Origin of the sequence: Phenylobacterium kunshanense (genome assembly GCF_003254525.1) — a bacterium.
Classification (GTDB): domain Bacteria; phylum Pseudomonadota; class Alphaproteobacteria; order Caulobacterales; family Caulobacteraceae; genus Phenylobacterium; species Phenylobacterium kunshanense.
The window spans coordinates 63,374-80,825 of record NZ_QFYS01000008.1; the positions used below are offsets into that span (position 1 = coordinate 63,374).

16 protein-coding genes, 1 tRNA gene and 1 pseudogene are annotated in these 17,452 nt (G+C 70.5%); 8 read left to right on the forward strand and 10 right to left on the reverse strand.

The genetic code is table 11. The features are described 5' to 3' along the window. Position 1 precedes the first annotated feature (1 nt). Positions 2-3,145 carry a helicase-related protein gene (locus tag DJ019_RS16450; RefSeq protein ID WP_111277160.1) on the reverse strand — a complete coding sequence of 1,048 codons (3,144 nt, stop codon included), beginning with the start codon at positions 3,143-3,145 and terminating at the stop codon, positions 2-4. 136 nt (positions 3,146-3,281) lie between these two features. On the opposite strand from DJ019_RS16450, the gene DJ019_RS21255 reads away from it, so the two are divergent. Further along, positions 3,282-3,569 carry a hypothetical protein gene (locus DJ019_RS21255; RefSeq protein ID WP_111277161.1) on the forward strand — a complete coding sequence of 96 codons (288 nt, stop codon included), beginning with the start codon at positions 3,282-3,284 and terminating at the stop codon, positions 3,567-3,569. A 147-nt stretch (positions 3,570-3,716) separates the two neighbouring features. Here DJ019_RS21255 and DJ019_RS16460 read toward each other — a convergent pair. From DJ019_RS16460 to hemC, 6 genes are all read right to left on the reverse strand, one after another. Further along, positions 3,717-3,792, reverse strand: a tRNA-Thr gene (locus tag DJ019_RS16460). Positions 3,793-3,843: 51 nt separating this feature from the next. Next, positions 3,844-4,785, reverse strand: a complete 942-nt coding sequence (locus tag DJ019_RS16465) for a glycosyltransferase (protein ID WP_111277162.1) — start codon at positions 4,783-4,785, stop codon at positions 3,844-3,846. A gap of 2 nt (positions 4,786-4,787) precedes the next feature. Further along, positions 4,788-6,281: a heme biosynthesis protein HemY gene (locus DJ019_RS16470; protein ID WP_111277163.1), complete on the reverse strand. Its 1,494-nt coding sequence runs from the start codon at positions 6,279-6,281 to the stop codon at positions 4,788-4,790. Further along, a complete protein-coding gene (locus tag DJ019_RS16475; protein ID WP_111277164.1) occupies positions 6,278-7,129 on the reverse strand; it encodes a COG4223 family protein in 852 nt (283 codons plus the stop codon). The genes DJ019_RS16470 and DJ019_RS16475 overlap by 4 nt, the downstream gene beginning before the upstream one ends. Continuing rightward, positions 7,130-7,828, reverse strand: coding sequence for a uroporphyrinogen-III synthase (locus DJ019_RS16480; RefSeq protein ID WP_111277165.1), 699 nt, complete (start codon positions 7,826-7,828; stop codon positions 7,130-7,132). Between the two features lie 98 nt (positions 7,829-7,926). Further along, a complete protein-coding gene (gene hemC, locus DJ019_RS16485) occupies positions 7,927-8,889 on the reverse strand; it encodes a hydroxymethylbilane synthase (RefSeq protein ID WP_111277166.1) in 963 nt (320 codons plus the stop codon). Between the two features lie 71 nt (positions 8,890-8,960). On the opposite strand from hemC, the gene tsaD reads away from it, so the two are divergent. Genes tsaD through DJ019_RS16505 form a run of 4 tightly spaced genes read left to right on the forward strand, consistent with a single transcriptional unit; the run spans position 8,961 to position 11,687 of the window. Continuing rightward, on the forward strand, positions 8,961-10,064 hold the full coding sequence (tsaD, locus tag DJ019_RS16490; protein ID WP_111277167.1) for a tRNA (adenosine(37)-N6)-threonylcarbamoyltransferase complex transferase subunit TsaD: 1,104 nt from the start codon (positions 8,961-8,963) through the stop codon (positions 10,062-10,064). After that, the gene (locus DJ019_RS16495; protein WP_111277168.1) at positions 10,061-11,050 is read left to right on the forward strand and encodes an NAD(P)H-dependent glycerol-3-phosphate dehydrogenase; all 990 of its coding nucleotides are present in this window, start codon (positions 10,061-10,063) and stop codon (positions 11,048-11,050) included. The genes tsaD and DJ019_RS16495 overlap by 4 nt, the downstream gene beginning before the upstream one ends. Continuing rightward, complete coding sequence (locus DJ019_RS16500; RefSeq protein ID WP_111277169.1) at positions 11,051-11,335, forward strand: YciI family protein; 285 nt, start codon at positions 11,051-11,053, stop codon at positions 11,333-11,335. Beyond that, entirely contained in the window at positions 11,322-11,687 is a 366-nt protein-coding gene (locus DJ019_RS16505; protein ID WP_111277170.1) for a Rieske (2Fe-2S) protein, read from the forward strand. Before DJ019_RS16500 ends, DJ019_RS16505 begins: the two co-directional genes overlap by 14 nt. On the opposite strand, the gene DJ019_RS16510 is transcribed toward DJ019_RS16505, so the two are convergent. Then, positions 11,684-12,427: a creatininase family protein gene (locus DJ019_RS16510; protein WP_111277171.1), complete on the reverse strand. Its 744-nt coding sequence runs from the start codon at positions 12,425-12,427 to the stop codon at positions 11,684-11,686. The genes DJ019_RS16505 and DJ019_RS16510 overlap by 4 nt on opposite strands. 92 nt (positions 12,428-12,519) lie before the next feature. Continuing rightward, positions 12,520-13,005: a hypothetical protein gene (locus tag DJ019_RS16515; RefSeq protein WP_133255322.1), complete on the reverse strand. Its 486-nt coding sequence runs from the start codon at positions 13,003-13,005 to the stop codon at positions 12,520-12,522. A gap of 172 nt (positions 13,006-13,177) precedes the next feature. Here DJ019_RS16515 and acs point away from each other — a divergent pair. The 3 genes and pseudogenes from acs to DJ019_RS16525 form a co-directional block, all read left to right on the forward strand. Beyond that, positions 13,178-15,058: pseudogene (gene acs, locus DJ019_RS16520) on the forward strand (acetate--CoA ligase); the annotation flags it as partial. Positions 15,059-15,118: 60 nt separating this feature from the next. Beyond that, positions 15,119-15,463 (forward strand): AMP-binding enzyme, encoded by a 345-nt coding sequence (locus DJ019_RS21435; protein WP_276310030.1) that lies wholly within the window; start codon positions 15,119-15,121, stop codon positions 15,461-15,463. Between the two features lies 1 nt (position 15,464). Beyond that, on the forward strand, positions 15,465-16,421 hold the full coding sequence (locus DJ019_RS16525) for a small ribosomal subunit Rsm22 family protein (RefSeq protein WP_111277269.1): 957 nt from the start codon (positions 15,465-15,467) through the stop codon (positions 16,419-16,421). Here DJ019_RS16525 and DJ019_RS16530 read toward each other — a convergent pair. Next, a complete protein-coding gene (locus DJ019_RS16530; RefSeq protein ID WP_111277173.1) occupies positions 16,418-17,377 on the reverse strand; it encodes a LysR family transcriptional regulator in 960 nt (319 codons plus the stop codon). The genes DJ019_RS16525 and DJ019_RS16530 overlap by 4 nt on opposite strands. Between the last annotated feature and the right edge of the window lie 75 nt (positions 17,378-17,452).

A 17,452-nucleotide genomic window follows, 5' to 3' on the forward strand; every position in this document is an offset into this window, starting at 1 on the left:
ATCAGTTCAACTCCATCCAGGCTTTGAGAATGGGCCTGGCACCCACCGGCGCCTGGGCCTGCCGCATGTAGCCGCCCTCAATGTGCTTCTCGATGGCCGCGCGTGCGGCGATCAGGCGGGCGCGATCAAGCTGGATTCTGCGGACAGTGTCCGGGGCCGATCGGATATGGGCAGCGATGGCGGGCGCGCCTTCCAGCACAGGGCCGCCATCGAGCCCGTGGAAGTACCATCGGACCTGGCGGGCCTCGTCCAGGTCCCAGGTTTCGTCACCCTCGGCCGTCCTCCCCCTGCCAGGCAAGGCGTAGCAGAAGAACACCCCTTGCGTGGTCGGCGCGGCACGCCCGCTGAAAACCCGGTTGGGCAAGTCGGCCAACCGCGCTTCGAGATCCGGATGGCCACTCAGGAGCTGGCGCAGCTCCTGGCGAAGCCGCTCCTCCGCAGTTGGTTCGGAATCGATCTCGCGGTTTAGGTCCTTCAGATCCTCGTAGTCGTCCGCTTCCGTCAGGAGGCGACGGCCCTCGATGCCGAAGAGGCGCGAGATCCGCAGAGTCTTGTGGGCCACACGATTGTAGAGACCAAGCAGCAGATCCAGCGCCTTGTTGGGCAGGAAATTCCAGTAGGCGACCTTGCCGCGCAGCTCGGCCATCGCCGGGTGATCGGCGACCATCGCCTTCTCGACCGCTTCGCTCATGCGGCGATCGACGCGCCCGATCCGCTGCATCAGGCGGACAGGGTTCCAGTGCAAGTCGTAGTTGATGAGGCGGGTGGCGTCCTGAAGGTTCAGGCCTTCGGACAAGACATCGGTCGCGATCAGGATGCGGATCTCGGACTTGCCAGCCTTGGCCAGCTCCGGAGAGGAGCCGCCGTTGTAGTAGGGAGCAAAACGGCGGATCACCCCCTCGCGGTCGCGACCCTTGTGGGACCCCGAGTCGATCTCCTCGACGCCTTCTAGGCCGGCCTGGATGAGCTCGCGCTTCAAGTAGCGCGCTGTCCCCTGGTACTCGGTGAAGATCAGAACCTTATGCTGACTGAGCACCGGGTCCTCGGTCAGCATGCGGCACAGGGCCTTGAGTTTGCCGTCCTGGCTTGCGTCGAAGCCCTTAAGCACGTCGAGGAATTTGACGAGTTGCGCGAGATCCTCGCGCGTCTGGGCGATCAGCTCCGCGATCTTGTATTTGGCGCGAGGAAGCTTCTCGACCTGATCGAGGACATCGCCGGTGATCAACGGGTCGGCATCGTCCTCGTCATCATCTTCGCCCGCATGGCGTGCGAGGCCAGCTCGCACCTGCTCGACCTCTTTGGCGTGACGATCCTGCCAGACCTTGAGGTCCGCCAACTCGGCCTCGGTTTCGGCATGCGCCGTCCAGAAGGCTAAGAGCTTGACTAGAAGGCGATGACAGGAAAGCTCGAACGCGGCCGTTGAGCTCTCCAGGCGCTTCAGGAAGCCGATGCGGATTAGGCGAACCACCTGCGCCCGCCGGCCAATTGCGAGTTCGTCCTCCTCGGACTTGTCGATCAGCCATTCGGTCGGGTCGTACAGCGCGAGTCGGAAGAGTTCGTTCTTGTGCCGGAATGACTCCTCGACCAGGTCAAGCAGGCGCTGCTGCAGAGGGGTGAGATCGTAATTCGCGACCTTCGGATTTTCCCTGACAGGGAAGATCGCCGCTCCCTTCGATTCAAGCTGCTGGCTTGCCTTCACGTAAGCGCGGCTGCGCTGAACAACGAGATGGCTTACAAGGGGATCCGCCGCGAAGGCCTCGCGCGCAAGCCCGACCTCGACGTTCTGATCAACATCGTCTTCCGGCAGCGCGTCAGGGTCTGCGCGGTTGGCGTTGCGAATGGTCTTTTCGAGCGTCCTGAAGTGGCCCCGCAGGGAATGGACCCCAAGGCTAGCGAACGCATCGCCTTGTTGAGCGAACAGCTCGATCAAGTGCATCAGGTCATACACCCCGTTGTTCACGGGGGTCGCGGTGAGCAGGTAAAGTTCTTTGCCGCGCGAAATCCGCTGGAGCACCCGGTAGCGGGACTCGCGCTTTCGACCAGTGCCGAGGAGGCCCGGGTTACGGAAATTGTGGGCTTCGTCGATGACGATGGCGTCGCATTGGGATGCAATGGCGTCGAGCGTGCCGTCCATCGCTGCGCGGTTTAGGTCGGTGTGGTTGAGCACGAGGAGATTGCTCCACTGCCCGCCTTTCGCGAGGTCGGGCAGATGCTTCTTGAGGTTCGCTTCCCACACCGACTCCCGGCCTGACTTCGGAACGATCAGCGCGACCTTCTTGCCCTCGTGCACAGCGAGACGCTCCAGCACCATCAGGCCGATGAACGTCTTGCCCAGGCCGACGCCATCGCAAAGGAAGGCGCCGTTGTACTCGCCGGCGATCTTCAGAAGCTGGCCGTAGCCCTCCCGCTGATAGCCATCGAGCATCGGCCAGATCTTCGACTGGGTACGCTCCCAATCGCCGGCCGAGATCTGACGGCGCTTGAAGTATTCGTTCAGAGACTGCGCCCAGACCTCGAAAGGTGTGAACGACTGGATATGCCGTTCGATCACCCGGAGCATATCGAGGGTGACGTCCTCGGCCTCGGCCCAGTGCTCCTCGTACCACTCCTGAAGCACGGTCACCGGACTGCCGGTGATCTGGACGTTCAGCTCGATGTTCTGGGTCAGACCAGGACGCGTGAAGTTTGAGGACCCTACTAGGGCGGCGGCGCCGATCACTTCGCTACGGGCGTGAGTGATGTAGGCCTTCGCGTGGAACTTGGCCTTCCGGTAGACGCGGAACTGGATCTTGCCGGATCGGATGGCCTCAACGATCGCCGGGACGCCGTCGAGGAAGTCGTCCTTCTCTTTTTCGGCCTCGATGCTGTCGTTCAAGCGCTCCAACCGCCCCGACAGAGCGCGCTCGAATACGGCGCGGGTCCGAACCGCAACCTCGTCGCCCATCAAGACCCGGAGGCCGTCGACCTTCTGCCACTGGCCGTCCAACCCCAGCAGCGAGCCGATCTCGAAGTAGGCGGTCGCGACGTCGATCGACTTGGCGTAGTCACACCAGTCGTGGAGGTAGCGGAGCGCCTTCCACTCATCGTCGCTGTTGTCGACGATGAACAGCTCGCCGCCTGTCCTTGAATTCTCACGCTTCGGCATTTCCCCCCGCCGTACTCCCTCGCAGCGATTCTCTAGCACGCGCTGCGACACCCAATGTCATCGCGCACGGGTTGCAAGCCAAGCCCCAGGGCGGTGAACGTATGCCCGTTAAGCTCTGTCCCGGAAGGTGCAAACGATGGCCATGCCGCAAGAGGGCTACAGCTGGGTCGACGTCGAGAGCTATGTCGCAGACCAGACGAGCGGACTGCACGGTAAGATACACATTCGGCCGGTAGCCGGCGGTGCGTTCTTAACCGACTTGCGCGTCGAGTGCTCCAAGCGAATGAGCAGCGACTACCCCGTGGGCACGCGTTTCCGGATCTGGGCGAAGCTCACCGATCGCGAAGGTGGGGGCCAGTTCCTCTACACGTCGTGGCGCTGGAGGTTCGAGGTGCTCTCACGACCAGACGCGCGCGCGGAATAAACCTCTCAGTAGCCGCTTTCCCGCTCGTGACGCTTTCGCCGCGCCTTTGCGGAAGCCACACCCAGCTTACCCCCACACGGCGACCGAGTTTACGCGCCTTCGCGCGCTTCGCCGGGAATTCCCTGGTTAGAAGGGTGTCTGGAAGGGTGGTGCCGCCTAGGTGACTCGAACACCTGACCTACGCATTACGAATGCGCCGCTCTACCGGCTGAGCTAAGGCGGCTCCTGTCCGGGGACGCGGGCTTTTACCCGCGACAGCGCGATTTGCAAAGCGTCAGGGGGTCACGCCCATCTCATCGCGCCAAAATCGCACCAGGGCGTTGGTGAAATTGGTGTGAGACCAGGTCGCCGCGGTCGATCTGGCGGCGTGCCGCATGAGCGCCGCGGCCCCGCCGCCAGCCTCGGCCATGCCGGCGGCGCGGGCGAGGGCGAACGCCGCCGCTTCGCAGTCGTCCTCGTCGACCCAGAGGCCGTTCGTCGGGTTGGTGTATTCCCGCGGCCCGATCCCCGTGAATCCGGCGATCAGGCAGCCGCTGGCCATGGCTTCCAGCGTCGTGATGCTGAACGCCTCCAGGCGCGCGAGGCTGAGGAACAGCGACGCCTCGCCCATGGCGGCGGCCACCTCGTCCTCGGTGGCCGTCTCGAGCACATGCCAGTCCCAGTCGGCGGCGCGGGGGTGGATGCGGGAGAACATCAGGCGGATGATCTGCAATTCCGCCGGCCGCTTGCGCGGCGTGCAGGCGATCACCGGGCGCTTGTCGGCAGGCCTGAACACCCGCTCGTCGGCGAAGGCCGGCACCACCGAGATCATGTCATAGGGAAAGTAGCGGGCGATGAAGTCGGCGACGCCCATGCTGCAGGCCATGAAGGTGCGGTAGTGGCGCGCCACATCCGGCTCCACGGTGGCGAGGCCGTGCCCCGCCAGGGCGTACGGATTCTGGCAGAAGATGACCTTGCGGTTCGGCAGCTCGGCGCACCGTCGCATCGTTTCCGGCGAATCCTCGGGCAACACCAGGATGTCGTCCGGGCCCAAGGGCCGGCTGGCGTCCTCGATCTCGGCCTCGTGCCGGAACCAGCGCGCGACCTCGGACGTGCCCGGCCGGCGCACCGCGGCGTCGTAGCCCAGGGCGCCCAGGGTCTCGACGTGGCGGTAGGTGATCTTTGTCCCGCCGGTGCGCGACCCGGGATAGGGCGTCAGATAGACGATCCGTCCCACGCTCAGGCGCCGCCGGGTCGTCGGGTCCGCCGCGTGCGGGCTCCGCGGGTTTCCGCGGGTTCGGGCTCCGCTTCCGGCTCCTGATAGCCCTCGTCGACCGGATAGAGCTGGGGCTCGGCCAGCATCGGGCCCGCATCGGCGTAGGCCAGCGGCAGGTCCGGCAACTCGCGCATCGTCCGCTCGCGACGCTCCAGCCGCGGGTGGATCAGCTCCCCGGTCTCGGCGAAGGTGATCGCCAGCCGCGCCCAGTCGCTGGCGTGGTAGGCGAAAGGCCGCCCCTCGGGATCCAGGTCCGACCAGTCCGGCTCCGGCGGGGCGTTCAGGCCCTTCGCCAGCCACATGCGGGCCTCGTCGACCGCGCCCGCCGCATAGGCGGCGCGCGCCATCAGGCCGGCGATGCGGGCGGTGACGGGCTCGCCCTCCAGCGCGCGCGCGGCCTCGTGCGCCGCCGCGCCGTCCCCAGCGGTCAGCGCCTGCTCCACGTACAGCACCAGGCTCTCGCGGTGCGCCGGGTTCAGACCCGCGAGCTGCGACAGGCGCTGCGCCCGCTCGCGCGGGGTCTCATCTGTGCGAAGATCCCGCCAGGCGAGCCACAGGGCGGGATGCGGCGAGGCGCGCCAGGCGTTCTCGATGATGCCCGCCGCGCGGCCGACCTTGCCGTCCTCCGCGAGAAGGCGCGCAGCCATGACCACGCCAGGTGCGAAGCCGGGCTGGAGGCGCGCCGCCTCCACCGCATGGTCCAGCGCCAGGCTCCGGGCCTTGGGTTCCGGCGCATGCTCGAGCTGCGCGGCCGACGCGGCCAGCAGGGCCGCCCGCGCGCGTTCGGCCACGATGGGCGGCACGATCTTGCGGTCCAGCGCGCTCTTCACCAGCGCCAGGCCGCCCTCCCAGTCGGCGGCGTCCAGGCGAGACTCCAGGACCGCCCGCCAGGCCCATCGCGCGGTCCGCGCCTCGCCATAGGCCTCCTGGGCGTGACGCAGCGCCGTCTCGCGCGCGCCCTGGGCGAGGGCGAGCTGCATGAGCCCCTTGTGACCGGCCAGGCGCATCTCGGGGAAGCCGAGCATCGCCGTATAGGCCGCCTGAGCCTGGGCCGTGTCGCCGGCCGCCTCCGACGCCTGGGCGGCCAGCACCCGGACCAGGCCCGGCGCATCTACGGCCAGCTCGGCGGCCTTCTTCGACAGGCGGACGGCTTCGGACCCGTCCCCGGCGGCCACGGCCAGGAATCCGCGCGCGAGGACGTCGTTCGCCTGGCGCCGTCGGGACTCGGTCCGGGCCCGCTCCGCCCGGCGCGGCGCGTCGAGGATCCAGAGGATCGTCCGCCAGAGGACCGCCGCCAGCAGGCCGAAGGTGAGCGCGATCAGCACCGCCGCGGCCGCGGTGGCGTCGGCGCGCCAGCCCAGCCATACGACCGTCGCCCGGCCGGGTTCGTCGGCCAGGGCCAGGGCGCCGACGGCCACCGCCGCCAGCAGGATGAGGACGACGCCGGCGCGGATCATGCTGAAGGTCCCCCGGCCTGAAGATCGCGGATGGCGCGGGCGCGCAGGGCCGAGACTTCCCGGTCAATCTGGGCGCGGCGTTCGGCGCCGAGGCGCCACGGCGCCAGCGCTTCCTGGGCCTTGGGCGGCAAGCCCTCCAGGGCCTTTAGGGCGTCGATCACCTCGCCCTCCTCCAAGGCGCGTTCGGCGCGGGCGATCAGGGCGTCGGGGCCCGCGCCTGCCGTCTCGTCCACCCGCCGGATCGTCACGGCCTTGCTCATGGCGTAGGCCAGACGCTGCCCCACGTCGGCGCCCTCGGGAGGCTTGCGCGCCTTGCGCACGGCGAGCGCGGCATAGTCGGGGAAGCTGGCGGCGAGCGCCGTCCGGCTCGGCGCGCCGGTCTCGGCGAGCCGCGTCAGCGCCTCGAGCTCGGGCAGCTCCGGCGCGGTGGCGCGCAGAGCGGCGAGTTCCCGCGGGAACGGCCGCGAGCTGCGGGTGGCGTCGACAAGCTCGGCCAGGGCGAGGGCGGCCGCCGCGGCCTCGCTGGTGCGGGCGCCCTGGCTCTCCAGCACCGCGATCCGGGCCTTCAGGCGCGCCACCTCGTCTTCCGCGGCGGCGGCCGCCGCCGTCTGTGGCGCAGCCTGGGTGGCGGGGGGCGGCGCCGATGGGATCGGCGCTGTCGCAGCAGGGGCCTCGTCCACCGGCCTGCGAATCTCGCCCACGAACCTAGGAACGAACAGGGCCACGCCCACGCCAGCGAGCACGCACAGGATGGCGAAGGCCGTCATCGCCCATCCGCCCAGCGCCGCGCGCGGACGGTAGTGGGCCGGATCCTTCGGCAGGTCGGGCTGGGGCGCACTCGTGGACATCTAGGGCCGCCGGTCGATCAGGTTGAGCAACGCCGCTTCCAGTGGAAAGGGCGGAAAGGCCTTGGCCGCCAGCTTCGTCCGGGCGAGCGGCTGCATCACCGCCTTCGAAAGGCCAAGGGCCCGCAATTCGGGCGCAGGATGCTCCTTCAACAGCTTCGCCAGCACCTGCGCGGCGCGCGGCGAATGCAGGAGCACGGCGTCGCTGGACGCCAGGGAAGCCGTGTCGAGGCCCTCGACCGGGGCGGTTTCGTAGAGGATGAGGCGCCGTGCCTCGACGCCCTGCTTTTCGAGAGCCCCGGCCAGGTCTCCGGCCGGCTCGGCCGCCCCAGGGTGCAGCACGGCGCCGCGCAGTTCGGTGCGCCGCGCCGCGATTCCCTCGGCCAAGGCCTCCACATCCCCGTCCGCCGACAGCACCGACTTGAACCCGGCGGCCCGCGCCGCCTGCGCCGTCGCCGCGCCCACGGCGAACACCTTCAGCCCCCGCTCGCCGGTGGCGTCGGCAAAGGCGCGCACGCCATTGGCCGAGGTGAAGGCCAGCGCGGCGACGCCGGAAAGGTCGACATCGACGTCCGGCAGCACCCGGACGGCCAGAAGCGGCGCCACCACGGCGTCGTGTCCCAGGGCGCGTACGCGCTGGGCGGTGGCGTCCGCGCCCGGCTGGGCGCGGGTGATCCAGATTCTCTGCCTGCGACCCGCCATCCGGCGAAATCCTGCGCCCACGCTGTTGTTCCTAGAGACGCGACGATGGGCTTCGTCGCGGCCTTGATCAACGCCTCTCGTCGCGAGCTTGACCGCAACTAGAGGATGATGGCGTCGCCGGCCTCTTCCTGCACCGCGCGGCCCAGCGACAGGCCGAGGTCGCGGGCCGAGGCCAGCGGATCGGCCAGCTGCGACAGCTCGGATTCGCCGACGTGGCGGAACCGCTCGGTCCCGCCGGGCGACAGCGCCTCGACGATCAGCTTCAGGGACCCACCCTCCAGCCAGGCGTGCGCGCCGATCGGCGTGCGGCACGAGGCCTCCAGCGCCGCCATGGCGCCCCGTTCGGCCGCCACGGCCAGGGTGGTGGTCTCGCAGCGCAGCGCCTGCACCCACGGCAGGTCGCGGTCGGCCTCGCGGGTCTCGATGGCCAGGGCGCCTTGCCCCGGCGCGGGTGGGACCTCGCGCGGATCGATCAGGCTCTTGGGCAGGTGGCCCAGGCCCAGGCGACGCAGACCGGCATAGGCGAGCAGGATCGCGTCCGCCTCTCCGGCCGCCAGCTTGGCCAGCCGCGTGTCGACGTTGCCGCGCAGCATCTGGACGTCCAGGTCTGGCCGCCGGTGCAGCGACTGCGCCTGGCGACGCAGACTCGCGGTGCCCAGCTTTGCGCCCTGCGGCAGGTCCTCCAGCCGCTCGACGTCGCGGCTCAGGAAGGCGTCGCGCGGGTCCTCCCGCTCGGGAATGGCGGCGATGCACAGGCCATCTGGCAGCACGGCCGGCACGTCCTTCATCGAGTGGATCGCGCAGTCGATCTCGCCGGCCAGCAGGGCCTCCTCGATCTCCTTCGTGAACAGGCCCTTGCCGCCGATCTCCAGCAGCCGGCGGTCCTGCACCCGGTCGCCCGTGGTGGTGATGACGATCAGCGGCGCGACGCGCTCCACCTCGGCGGGGTTCTCGGGATCGGCGCCGAGGGCGGCGGCGATGCGGCGCTGCATATGGCCGGCCTGCGCGAGGCTCAGCTTGGAGCCGCGGGCCCCGATCCGGACGGGCTGTTGCGTGGGCACGGTCGGCAGTCTACCTCGGACGCGAAACCAATCAGGGCCTGCTACAGGAGCGGGCCTGCCCCGGCAACCGGATGACCCCAACCTCCACCGCGCCTCAGACCGTCCTGGGACTCGAGACAAGCTGCGACGAGACCGCCGCCGCCGTGGTGCGCCGCCATGCCGACGGCCGCGCCGAGGTGCTGTCATCCGTGGTCGGCAGCCAGATCGCCGCCCATGCCCCGTTCGGCGGCGTCGTGCCCGAGATCGCCGCACGCGCCCACGTCGAAAGCATCGAGGCCATCGCCGAGGCGGCGCTCAAGGAAGCTGGCCTGGGCTATGGCGACCTCACCGGCGTCGCCGCGACGGCCGGCCCCGGCCTGGTCGGCGGGGTGATGGTGGGCCTGTCGTTCGGCAAAGCCGTGGCCCTGGCGCGTGACCTGCCGCTGGTGGCGGTGAACCATCTTGAAGGCCACGCGGTGTCGGCGCGGCTCGGCGCGGACCTGCCCTATCCGTTCCTGCTGCTGCTGGTCTCCGGCGGCCACTGCCAGCTCCTGGAGGTCGCTGGCATCGGCGCCTGCCGCCGGCTGGGCTCCACCATCGACGACGCGGCCGGCGAGGCCTTCGACAAGATCGCCAAGGCCATGGGCCTGCCCTATCCCGGCGGGCCCGAGCTGGAGCGGCTGGCCGAGGGCGGCGACCCGACGGCGTTCGAGCTGCCGCGCATGCTGCTCGGCCGCAAGGACTGCGACTTCTCCTTCTCGGGCCTCAAGACCGCCGCCGCCCGCCTCGCCGAGGGCGTGACCCACGAGGCCGACCGCAGGAACCTCGCCGCCGCCGTTCAGGAGGCGATCGCCGGCCAGCTTGCCGAGAAGTCCGAGCGCGCCATGAAGGCCTACGCCCAGGCGCACGCTGACGCGGGCCTGCGCTTCGTGGTCGCCGGCGGCGTGGCCGCCAACCGAACCGTCCGCGCGCGGCTGGAGGCGGTCGCGCAGAAGAACGGCTTCAGCTTCGCCGCCCCGCCGATGGCCTACTGCACCGACAACGCGGCGATGATCGCCCTCGCCGGCGCCGAGCGGCTGGCGGCCGGCATCTCGGATCCGTTGGACGCGGTGGCCCGGCCGCGCTGGCCGCTGGACGCCGCCGCGGCGGCCGCCGCCCCCACCCACAAGGCCGGCCGCAAGGGAGCCAAGGCATGAATCGCGTCGGAGTCATCGGCGGCGGCGCCTGGGGCACGGCCCTGGCCCAGGTCTGCGCCCGTGCGGGCCGCGATGTGACCCTCTGGGCCCGCGAGCCCGAGGTGGTCGAGGCCGTCAACGCCCGCCACGAGAACGCGACCTTCCTGGCCGGCGTGCCGCTGGAGCCGTCGATCCGCGCCACCGGCGACTACGCAGACCTCGCCGGCTGCGACCTGGTCCTCGCCGTGCCGCCGGCCCAGCACATGCGCTCCACCCTGGCGACGTTCGCGCCCCACGCGCGCGACGGGCTGCCCATCGTCCTCTGCTCCAAGGGCATCGAGCAGGGCTCCCTCAAGCTGATGACCGATGTCCTGGCCGAGACGATCCCCCAGGCGCGGCCCGCCGTCCTCTCGGGCCCGAGCTTCGCCGGCGAGGTCGCCCGCGGCCTGCCCACCGCCGTCACCCTGGCCTGCCCCGACCCGGATCTCGCCGAGGCCCTCGGCGAAGCCATCGCCACCCCGACGTTCCGGCCCTACTTCGCCGGCGACCTGATCGGCGCGGAGGCGGGCGGGGCGGTGAAGAACGTCCTGGCCATCGCCACCGGCATCGTCGAGGGCCGCGAACTCGGCCGCTCGGCGCATGCGGCGCTCATCACGCGCGGCTTCTCCGAGCTCACGCGCCTGGCCGTGGCGCTGGGGGGCGAGGCCGAGACCGTGGCCGGCCTCTGCGGCCTGGGCGACCTGGTGCTCACCTGCTCCAGCCCGCAGTCGCGCAACATGAGCGTCGGCCTGGCGCTCGGCCGCGGCCAGACCCTGGAACAGGCGCTGGCCGGCAAGCTCACCGTGGCCGAGGGCGTGGCCTCCGCCCCCGCCGTCCGCGACCTGGCCCGCAAGCTCGGCGTCGAAGTCCCCATCTGCGAGGCGGTGGCCGCCATCCTCGCCGGCCAGGTCGGTGTCGACGACGCCATCCGCGGCCTGCTCTCCCGTCCGCTCCGAGAGGAACACTGAATGCCCACCTTCGTCCTCCACTGCCTCGACAAGGCGGACTCCCTCGACCTGCGGATGGCCACCCGCGAGCGGCACCTGGCCTACGTCCAGAGCCGCGCCGCCGATGTGAAAATCGCCGGCCCGATGTTCGACGATGCGGGCGGCATGGCCGGCTCGATGTTCATCCTCGACGTCGCCGACAAGGCCGCGGCCCAGGCCTTCCACGACGCCGACCCCTACACCCAGGCGGGCCTCTGGCGGCAGGTCGAGCTGAACCCGGTGAAGATCACGTTTGGCCAGCTCTGAGCCCGGCAATCCGGCCCGCCCGCCGGCCGGGACACGCCTCTGCGCCCTCGCCGAGATCCAGGACCCCGGCGGCAAGTCGTTCCGCTTCCGGCACGACACCCGGATGTTCGCCGGCTTCGTGGTCCGCCAGGGCGATGGCGTGCGCGGCTTCGTGGACTCGTGCCCGCACGCCGGCTGGCCGCTCAGCGCCCTGGACGACCGCTACCTGACCCGCGACGCCCGCCACATCCTCTGCGCGGGCCACGGCGCCCTGTTCACCCTGGACGGCCTCTGCGTCGCCGGCCCTTGCGTGAAGCAGAGCCTCGCCCCCTGGCCGGTCGAGGTGCGGGACGACGAGGTCTGGACCGCCTAGCGGGTCTCGGCCCCAAACGCCGCCACGTCCTCCAGAAGCGACCTGGCCGCGAGCTTCACCAGCTCGCCGCCCTTCTCGGGGGTCGCCAGGCCCGGGTCCGACCCCATGCGGCCGTCGGCATAGCGGGCGCGGAAGTCGTGGGCTTCCCGGATCGGGCCGGTGGGGGCGATCTGCGGCGCGTAGTTGGCGCTCTTGATGGAGTCCGGATAGGCCCACTGGGTGACCGCGATCTCGGACGGGGTGGCGTGGCTGCCGTGGCCCACCGGGAACTGCTGGTTGGCGAGGGCGGTGACGCCCGCCAGGTCCCACCAGTTCTTCAGCTTGCAGGCGAAGCCCCGGTCGCGCCCGGCGTAGCTGGCCTCGGCGTAGAGTTCGGAGAACGCCGCCTCGATGGTCGCCACATTCCCGCCGTGGCCGTTCAGGAAGTAGAGTTTCGTGAAGCCCGCGTGCGCCAGGCTGCGGCACCAGTCGCCGATCGCCAGCATGAAGGTCGAGGGCCTGAGCGCGATCGTCCCCGGGAAATCCAGGTGGTGCTGCGCCATGCCGATGTTGAATGTCGGCCCCACCAGGATGTCGCCATCCTTCTGCGCCTCGTGGGCGATGATCTCCGGGCACAGCCAGTCGGTGCCGAGCAGGCCGGTCGGCCCATGCTGCTCGTTGGAGCCGATCGGAATCACCACCGTCTTGGAACGGGCCAGGAAGCTCTCGATCTCGGCCCAGGTGGAGAGGTGCAGCAGCATATGGGGGTCCCTTGACGGTGCGCGCGCAGGTTGGGTCCCGCGCGTCGGAATCGCTTGTACAGTAAGCCTGAAACGCGCCGTTGCGCGACGGGTCAGAAGCGGGCCTCGGCCACCTGTATGGTCATGTCGCGGGCCTGCATCCCCACCAGCCGCCAGCCATCCTTGCCCTTGCCGAAGGTCAGGAGACAGTCGGAACCGCCCTGGCGCAGGCAGACCTTGCGCTCGCCCAGCGGCTTCAGCATCCGCCGCACCTCGTCGGGCGCCGGCGCCTCGGTGCGGCGGCGGCCCTGGGCGTCCACCAGGCGGATGGCCTCGGGGCTGATCATCCGGTCGAGGGCGAACTCCGACGGCCCGCCCTCCACGTCCAGCGCCTTGGTCTTCGCCATGGCCGTCACCTGCCGGCGGACATCGTCGCGCAGGGCGGCACGGTCGATCTCGGCCTCGAACGCCGCCTGGTCGTCGTTCATCGCGGCGGTGAGCAACCGGGTGGCCGCCTCGGCCGCGCCCTTCGGCGCGCCGCCGCCACAAGCCGAAAGAACGAGGGCCAGGGCGGCGAGGAGGGGCAATTTCCGACGCATCGGCGGAAAATCCCCGCCTGCCTGAGTCGCCGCAAGAGGCTGACGGTGCGGCGAGTTGCGCCGCGCCCCCCGGGCGGATACTGCGAAATGGAAGTCCGGTCCTGCGGGAGGTTTGAGCGTGTCCGACGGCGAGGTGTTTCCGGTTCCCCAGGAATGGGCCGCGAAGGCCCACATGAACGCCGAAGCCTACGAGGCGGCGGTGCGGCAGGTGGAGTCCGACCCCGAGGGCTACTGGACCCGGATCGGCCAGCGTCTGGACTGGATCAAGCCCTTCACCCAGGTGAAGGACGTCTCGTTCGACAAGGCCGACTTCCACATCAACTGGTACGCCGACGGCGTCCTGAACGTCGCCGCCAACTGCCTCGACCGGCACCTGGAGACCCGCGGCGACCAGGTGGCGCTGATCTGGGAAAGCGACGACGGGCACAGCTACGACGCCCTCACCTACCGCCAGCTCCACGCCGACGTCTGCCGCTGGGCCAATGTGCTCAAGGCCAAGGGCGTCCAGAAGGGCGACCGCGTCACCATCTACCTGCCGATGATCCCGGCGGCGGCGGCCTCCATGCTGGCCTGCGCCCGCATCGGCGCGATCCACTCGGTCGTGTTCGGCGGCTTCTCGCCCGACAGCCTCGCCGGCCGCATCCAGGACTGTGACTCCAAGGTCGTGATCACCGCCGACGAGGGCCTGCGCGGCGGCCGCGTCGTGCCGCTGAAGCTCAACGTCGACGAGGCCCTGAAGACCTGCCCGGGCGTGACCAACGTCATCGTCGTCAAGCGCACCGGCGGCGACGTGCCGATGACCGCCGGCCGCGACGAATACTTCTCCGACCTCAAGAAGACCGTCTCCGCCGAGTGCCCCGCCGAGCCGATGGGCGCCGAGGACCCGCTGTTCATCCTGTACACCTCGGGCTCCACGGGTAAGCCCAAGGGCGTGCTCCACACCACCGGCGGCTACCTGGCCTGGGCCTCGTGGACGCACGAGGTGGTGTTCGACTACCGCCCCGGCGAGGTGTTCTGGTGCACCGCCGACGTGGGCTGGGTCACCGGCCACAGCTACGTCGTCTACGGGCCGCTCGCCAACGGGGCGACCAGCCTGATGTTCGAGGGCGTGCCCAACTATCCGACCACCTCCCGCTTCTGGGAGGTCTGCGACAAGCACAAGGTGGAGATCTTCTACACCGCCCCGACGGCGCTGCGGGCCCTGATGCGCGAGGGCGACGAGCCGGTGAAGCGCGCCAGCCGCAAGTCGATCCGCCTGCTGGGCACGGTGGGCGAGCCGATCAACCCCGAGGCCTGGCTCTGGTACCACCGCGTGGTGGGCGAGGAGCGGTGCCCCATCGTCGACACCTGGTGGCAGACCGAGACCGGCGCCTGCCTGATGACCCCGCTGCCGGGCGCCCACGCCCTGAAGCCGGGCTCGTGCGCCAAGCCGTTGCCGGGGGTGAAGCCCCAGCTCGTCGACGCCGAGGGCCTGGTCCTCGACGGCGCCATCAACGGCAACCTCTGCATCACCGACAGCTGGCCGGGCCAGATGCGGACGGTCTACGGCGACCACCAGCGCTTCATCGACACCTACTTCTCCACCTATCCCGGCAAGTACTTCACCGGCGACGGCGCCCGCCGCGACGCCGACGGCTACTACTGGATCACCGGTCGGGTGGACGACGTGATCAACGTCTCGGGCCACCGCCTGGGCACCGCCGAGATCGAGAGCGCCCTCGTCGGCCACCATGCCGTGGCCGAGGCCGCGGTGGTCGGCTACCCGCACGACATCAAGGGCCAAGGGATCTACTGCTACGTCACGCTGAAGGTCGGGGTGGAGGCCACCGAGGCCCTGCTGGCCGACCTGCGCGGCCACGTCCGCCACGAGATCGGCCCCTTCGCCGCCCCTGACGTGATCCAGTTCGCTCCCGGCCTGCCCAAGACCCGCTCGGGCAAGATCATGCGCCGCATCCTGCGCAAGATCGCCGAGGACGACCTCGGCAACCTCGGGGACACCTCCACCCTGGCCGAGCCGGCCGTGGTCGACGACCTGGTGAAGAACCGCGCCGGCCGCGGCGACGACGAGGTCCACATCCAGGGCCACCGCCTGTCGTGCGCTGACCTGGAAGGCGTGCTGCGCGGCCACCACGCCGTGGCCGAGGCCGCGGTCGTCGGCGCCCTGGTGGAGGGCAAGGCCGAGTCTCTCTGGGCCTTCGTCACGCCCGATCCCGACATCATGGCGTCCGACGTCCTGGCCGCCGACCTCAAGGGCTACATGCGCCGCGAGATCGGCGAGCACGGCGTGCCGGCCGTGGTGATCTTCGGCCCGCTGCCCAAGACCCACTCGGGTGAGGTGGTCCGGCCGGTGCTGCACCGTATCGCCCAGACGGGCGAGCCGGGTGACGTCTCGGGCCTGGCCGATCCCGCCGTGGGTCCGGCCCTGGCCAAGCTGCGCGCCGACGCGCTCGCCGGCTGACGTGACCCCTGAGCTCCCGCCGCCGCTGCGCGCGGCGCTCGAGCGGGAGCTCGCCGGGGCCTCGCGCCGCGACCTCGCCCAGCGCAGCGCGGCGACCACCGCCGCCTACCGTTCGGGCCGGACCTCGGCCGCCGCCATCAAGGGCGCGGACGACGCCCTGGCCTATGCCCTGACCCGCCTGCCGGCGACCTACGCCGCCTGCGCCACCGTCTTCGCCGAGGCGCGTCGGATGGCGCCCGACTTCGCGCCCGCCTCGCTGCTGGACGCCGGCTGCGGCCCCGGGACGGGAAGCTGGGCGGCGCGCGAGGCCTTCCCTTCCCTCGACCGGATCACGTGGCTCGACGCCAGCGCGCCGTTCCTCGACCTCGCCTGCCGGCTGGCGGGCGACGACCTGTCGGCCGAGCCCCAGCGCCGCGACCTCACCGCCGGCGGGTTCCCCAAGGCGGATGTGGTGCTCGCCAGCTACGCCCTGGCCGAGATCGCCCCGCCAGCCCAGCCCGGCGTGGTCGCCAGCCTGTGGGAGGCCGCAGAGGGCCTGCTGATCCTGGTGGAGCCCGGCACACCGGCCGGCTTCGAGCGCCTGCGCGCCGCCCGGACAGGGCTGATCGCCGACGGCGCCCGCATCCTCGCCCCCTGCCCGCACGACGGCGCCTGCCCGATCGCCGCGCCCGACTGGTGCCACTTCAGCGTCCGCCTGCCGCGCTCGCGCGACCACCGCCTCGCCAAGGGCGCCGAAGTCCCGTTCGAGGACGAGAAGTTCACCTATCTGGTCGCCGCGAGGCCGCACATCGCCGCCGAGGTCCGCACGCCCCGCGTCCTCGCCCGCCCCCGCGCCGGCAAGCCCGGGATCGACCTGAAGCTCTGCACCGAAGCGGGCCTGGAAGAGCGCTTCGTCGCCAGGCGAGACAAGACCGCCCACGCCAAGGCCCGCCGCCTCGACTGGGGCGACGCGCTCTAACCGACCCCGCGGATCGGGAACGGCACGACCGCCGCCGCGTCCTCTTCCCGGCGCAGACGGCTGCGTTCCTCGACGCGTTTGAAGAAGTCCTGCAGGTACGGCACCAGGAAGTCGATGAACGCCCGCACCCGTGGCGTGTCCTTCAGCTCACGGCGCGTAACGATCCAGGAGCTGGCCCGGCCCTCGGGAATGTCCTCCGAGCAGCGCACGAGCTCGCGGTCGGGATCGGCGACGGTGCAGGGCAGGGCGCCGATGCCCAGACCCGCTTTCACCGCATAGACGAGGCTGCCCATGCTGTTGCTGCGGGTGATCGGCGGCTTGCCGCCCGAGTAGCGCATCATCCAGGTGGCGGCCGCGATCTCGCCGCCCTCCGGGGCCACGTCGATGAGGTCGTGATCCTTCAGCTCGTCCAGCGAGCCTGGCGTCCCGCGGCGAATGGCGTACTCGCGGCTGCAATAGAGCGCCATCGGGTGCTCGGTGATCTTGCGCGCGACCAGGTCCGAGGCCGCCAACTCCACGGCCGTCCGGATCGCCAGATCCGCCTCGCCGCTCGCCAGGTCCAGCGACCGGTCCGTGATGACGAGATCCACCTGCACGTCGGGATGCAGCTTCCGGAACTCGGCCAGCGCCGGGATGATCATGGTGTTGGCCACCAGCTCGTTGGTGGTGAGCCGGAGCGCCCCGGCCACGCCGCGCATCTGGCTGGCCGCATGGTTCTCGAACCGGATCGCCGCCCGCTCGACGTTCTCTGCTTCGGAGATCAGCGCCTCGCCGGCCTCGGTAAGGCGGCTGCCGGTCTGGCCCCGCTCGAACAGCTTGAAGCCCAGCTCGTGCTCCAGGCTTTCGATCCGCCGGGCGACGGTGGTCTGGTTGACGCCCAGCGCCTTTGACGCCGCCAGGGTCGAACCGCCCCGCGCGACGGCCAGGAAGGCCTTCAGGTCGTTCCAGTCGAACATGCCGGCATTCTGCGGTTGTGCAGAGCTGGACTGCAAGAGCGCAGATCACCCAACGTCATGCTTTAACCGTATCTA

What these genes read in the sequence shown, in the direction of transcription:
- DJ019_RS16450 (WP_111277160.1), bottom strand. Translation starts at nt 3,145, where the DNA reads ATGCCGAAGCGTGAGAATTCAAGGACAGGCGGCGAGCTGTTCATCGTC.
- DJ019_RS21255 (WP_111277161.1), top strand. Translation starts at nt 3,282, where the DNA reads ATGGCCATGCCGCAAGAGGGCTACAGCTGGGTCGACGTCGAGAGCTAT.
- DJ019_RS16470 (WP_111277163.1), bottom strand. Translation starts at nt 6,281, where the DNA reads ATGATCCGCGCCGGCGTCGTCCTCATCCTGCTGGCGGCGGTGGCCGTC.
- DJ019_RS16475 (WP_111277164.1), bottom strand. Translation starts at nt 7,129, where the DNA reads ATGTCCACGAGTGCGCCCCAGCCCGACCTGCCGAAGGATCCGGCCCAC.
- DJ019_RS16480 (WP_111277165.1), bottom strand. Translation starts at nt 7,828, where the DNA reads ATGGCGGGTCGCAGGCAGAGAATCTGGATCACCCGCGCCCAGCCGGGC.
- tsaD (WP_111277167.1), top strand. Translation starts at nt 8,961, where the DNA reads ATGACCCCAACCTCCACCGCGCCTCAGACCGTCCTGGGACTCGAGACA.
- DJ019_RS16495 (WP_111277168.1), top strand. Translation starts at nt 10,061, where the DNA reads ATGAATCGCGTCGGAGTCATCGGCGGCGGCGCCTGGGGCACGGCCCTG.
- DJ019_RS16500 (WP_111277169.1), top strand. Translation starts at nt 11,051, where the DNA reads ATGCCCACCTTCGTCCTCCACTGCCTCGACAAGGCGGACTCCCTCGAC.
- DJ019_RS16510 (WP_111277171.1), bottom strand. Translation starts at nt 12,427, where the DNA reads ATGCTGCTGCACCTCTCCACCTGGGCCGAGATCGAGAGCTTCCTGGCC.
- DJ019_RS16515 (WP_133255322.1), bottom strand. Translation starts at nt 13,005, where the DNA reads ATGCGTCGGAAATTGCCCCTCCTCGCCGCCCTGGCCCTCGTTCTTTCG.
- DJ019_RS16530 (WP_111277173.1), bottom strand. Translation starts at nt 17,377, where the DNA reads ATGTTCGACTGGAACGACCTGAAGGCCTTCCTGGCCGTCGCGCGGGGC.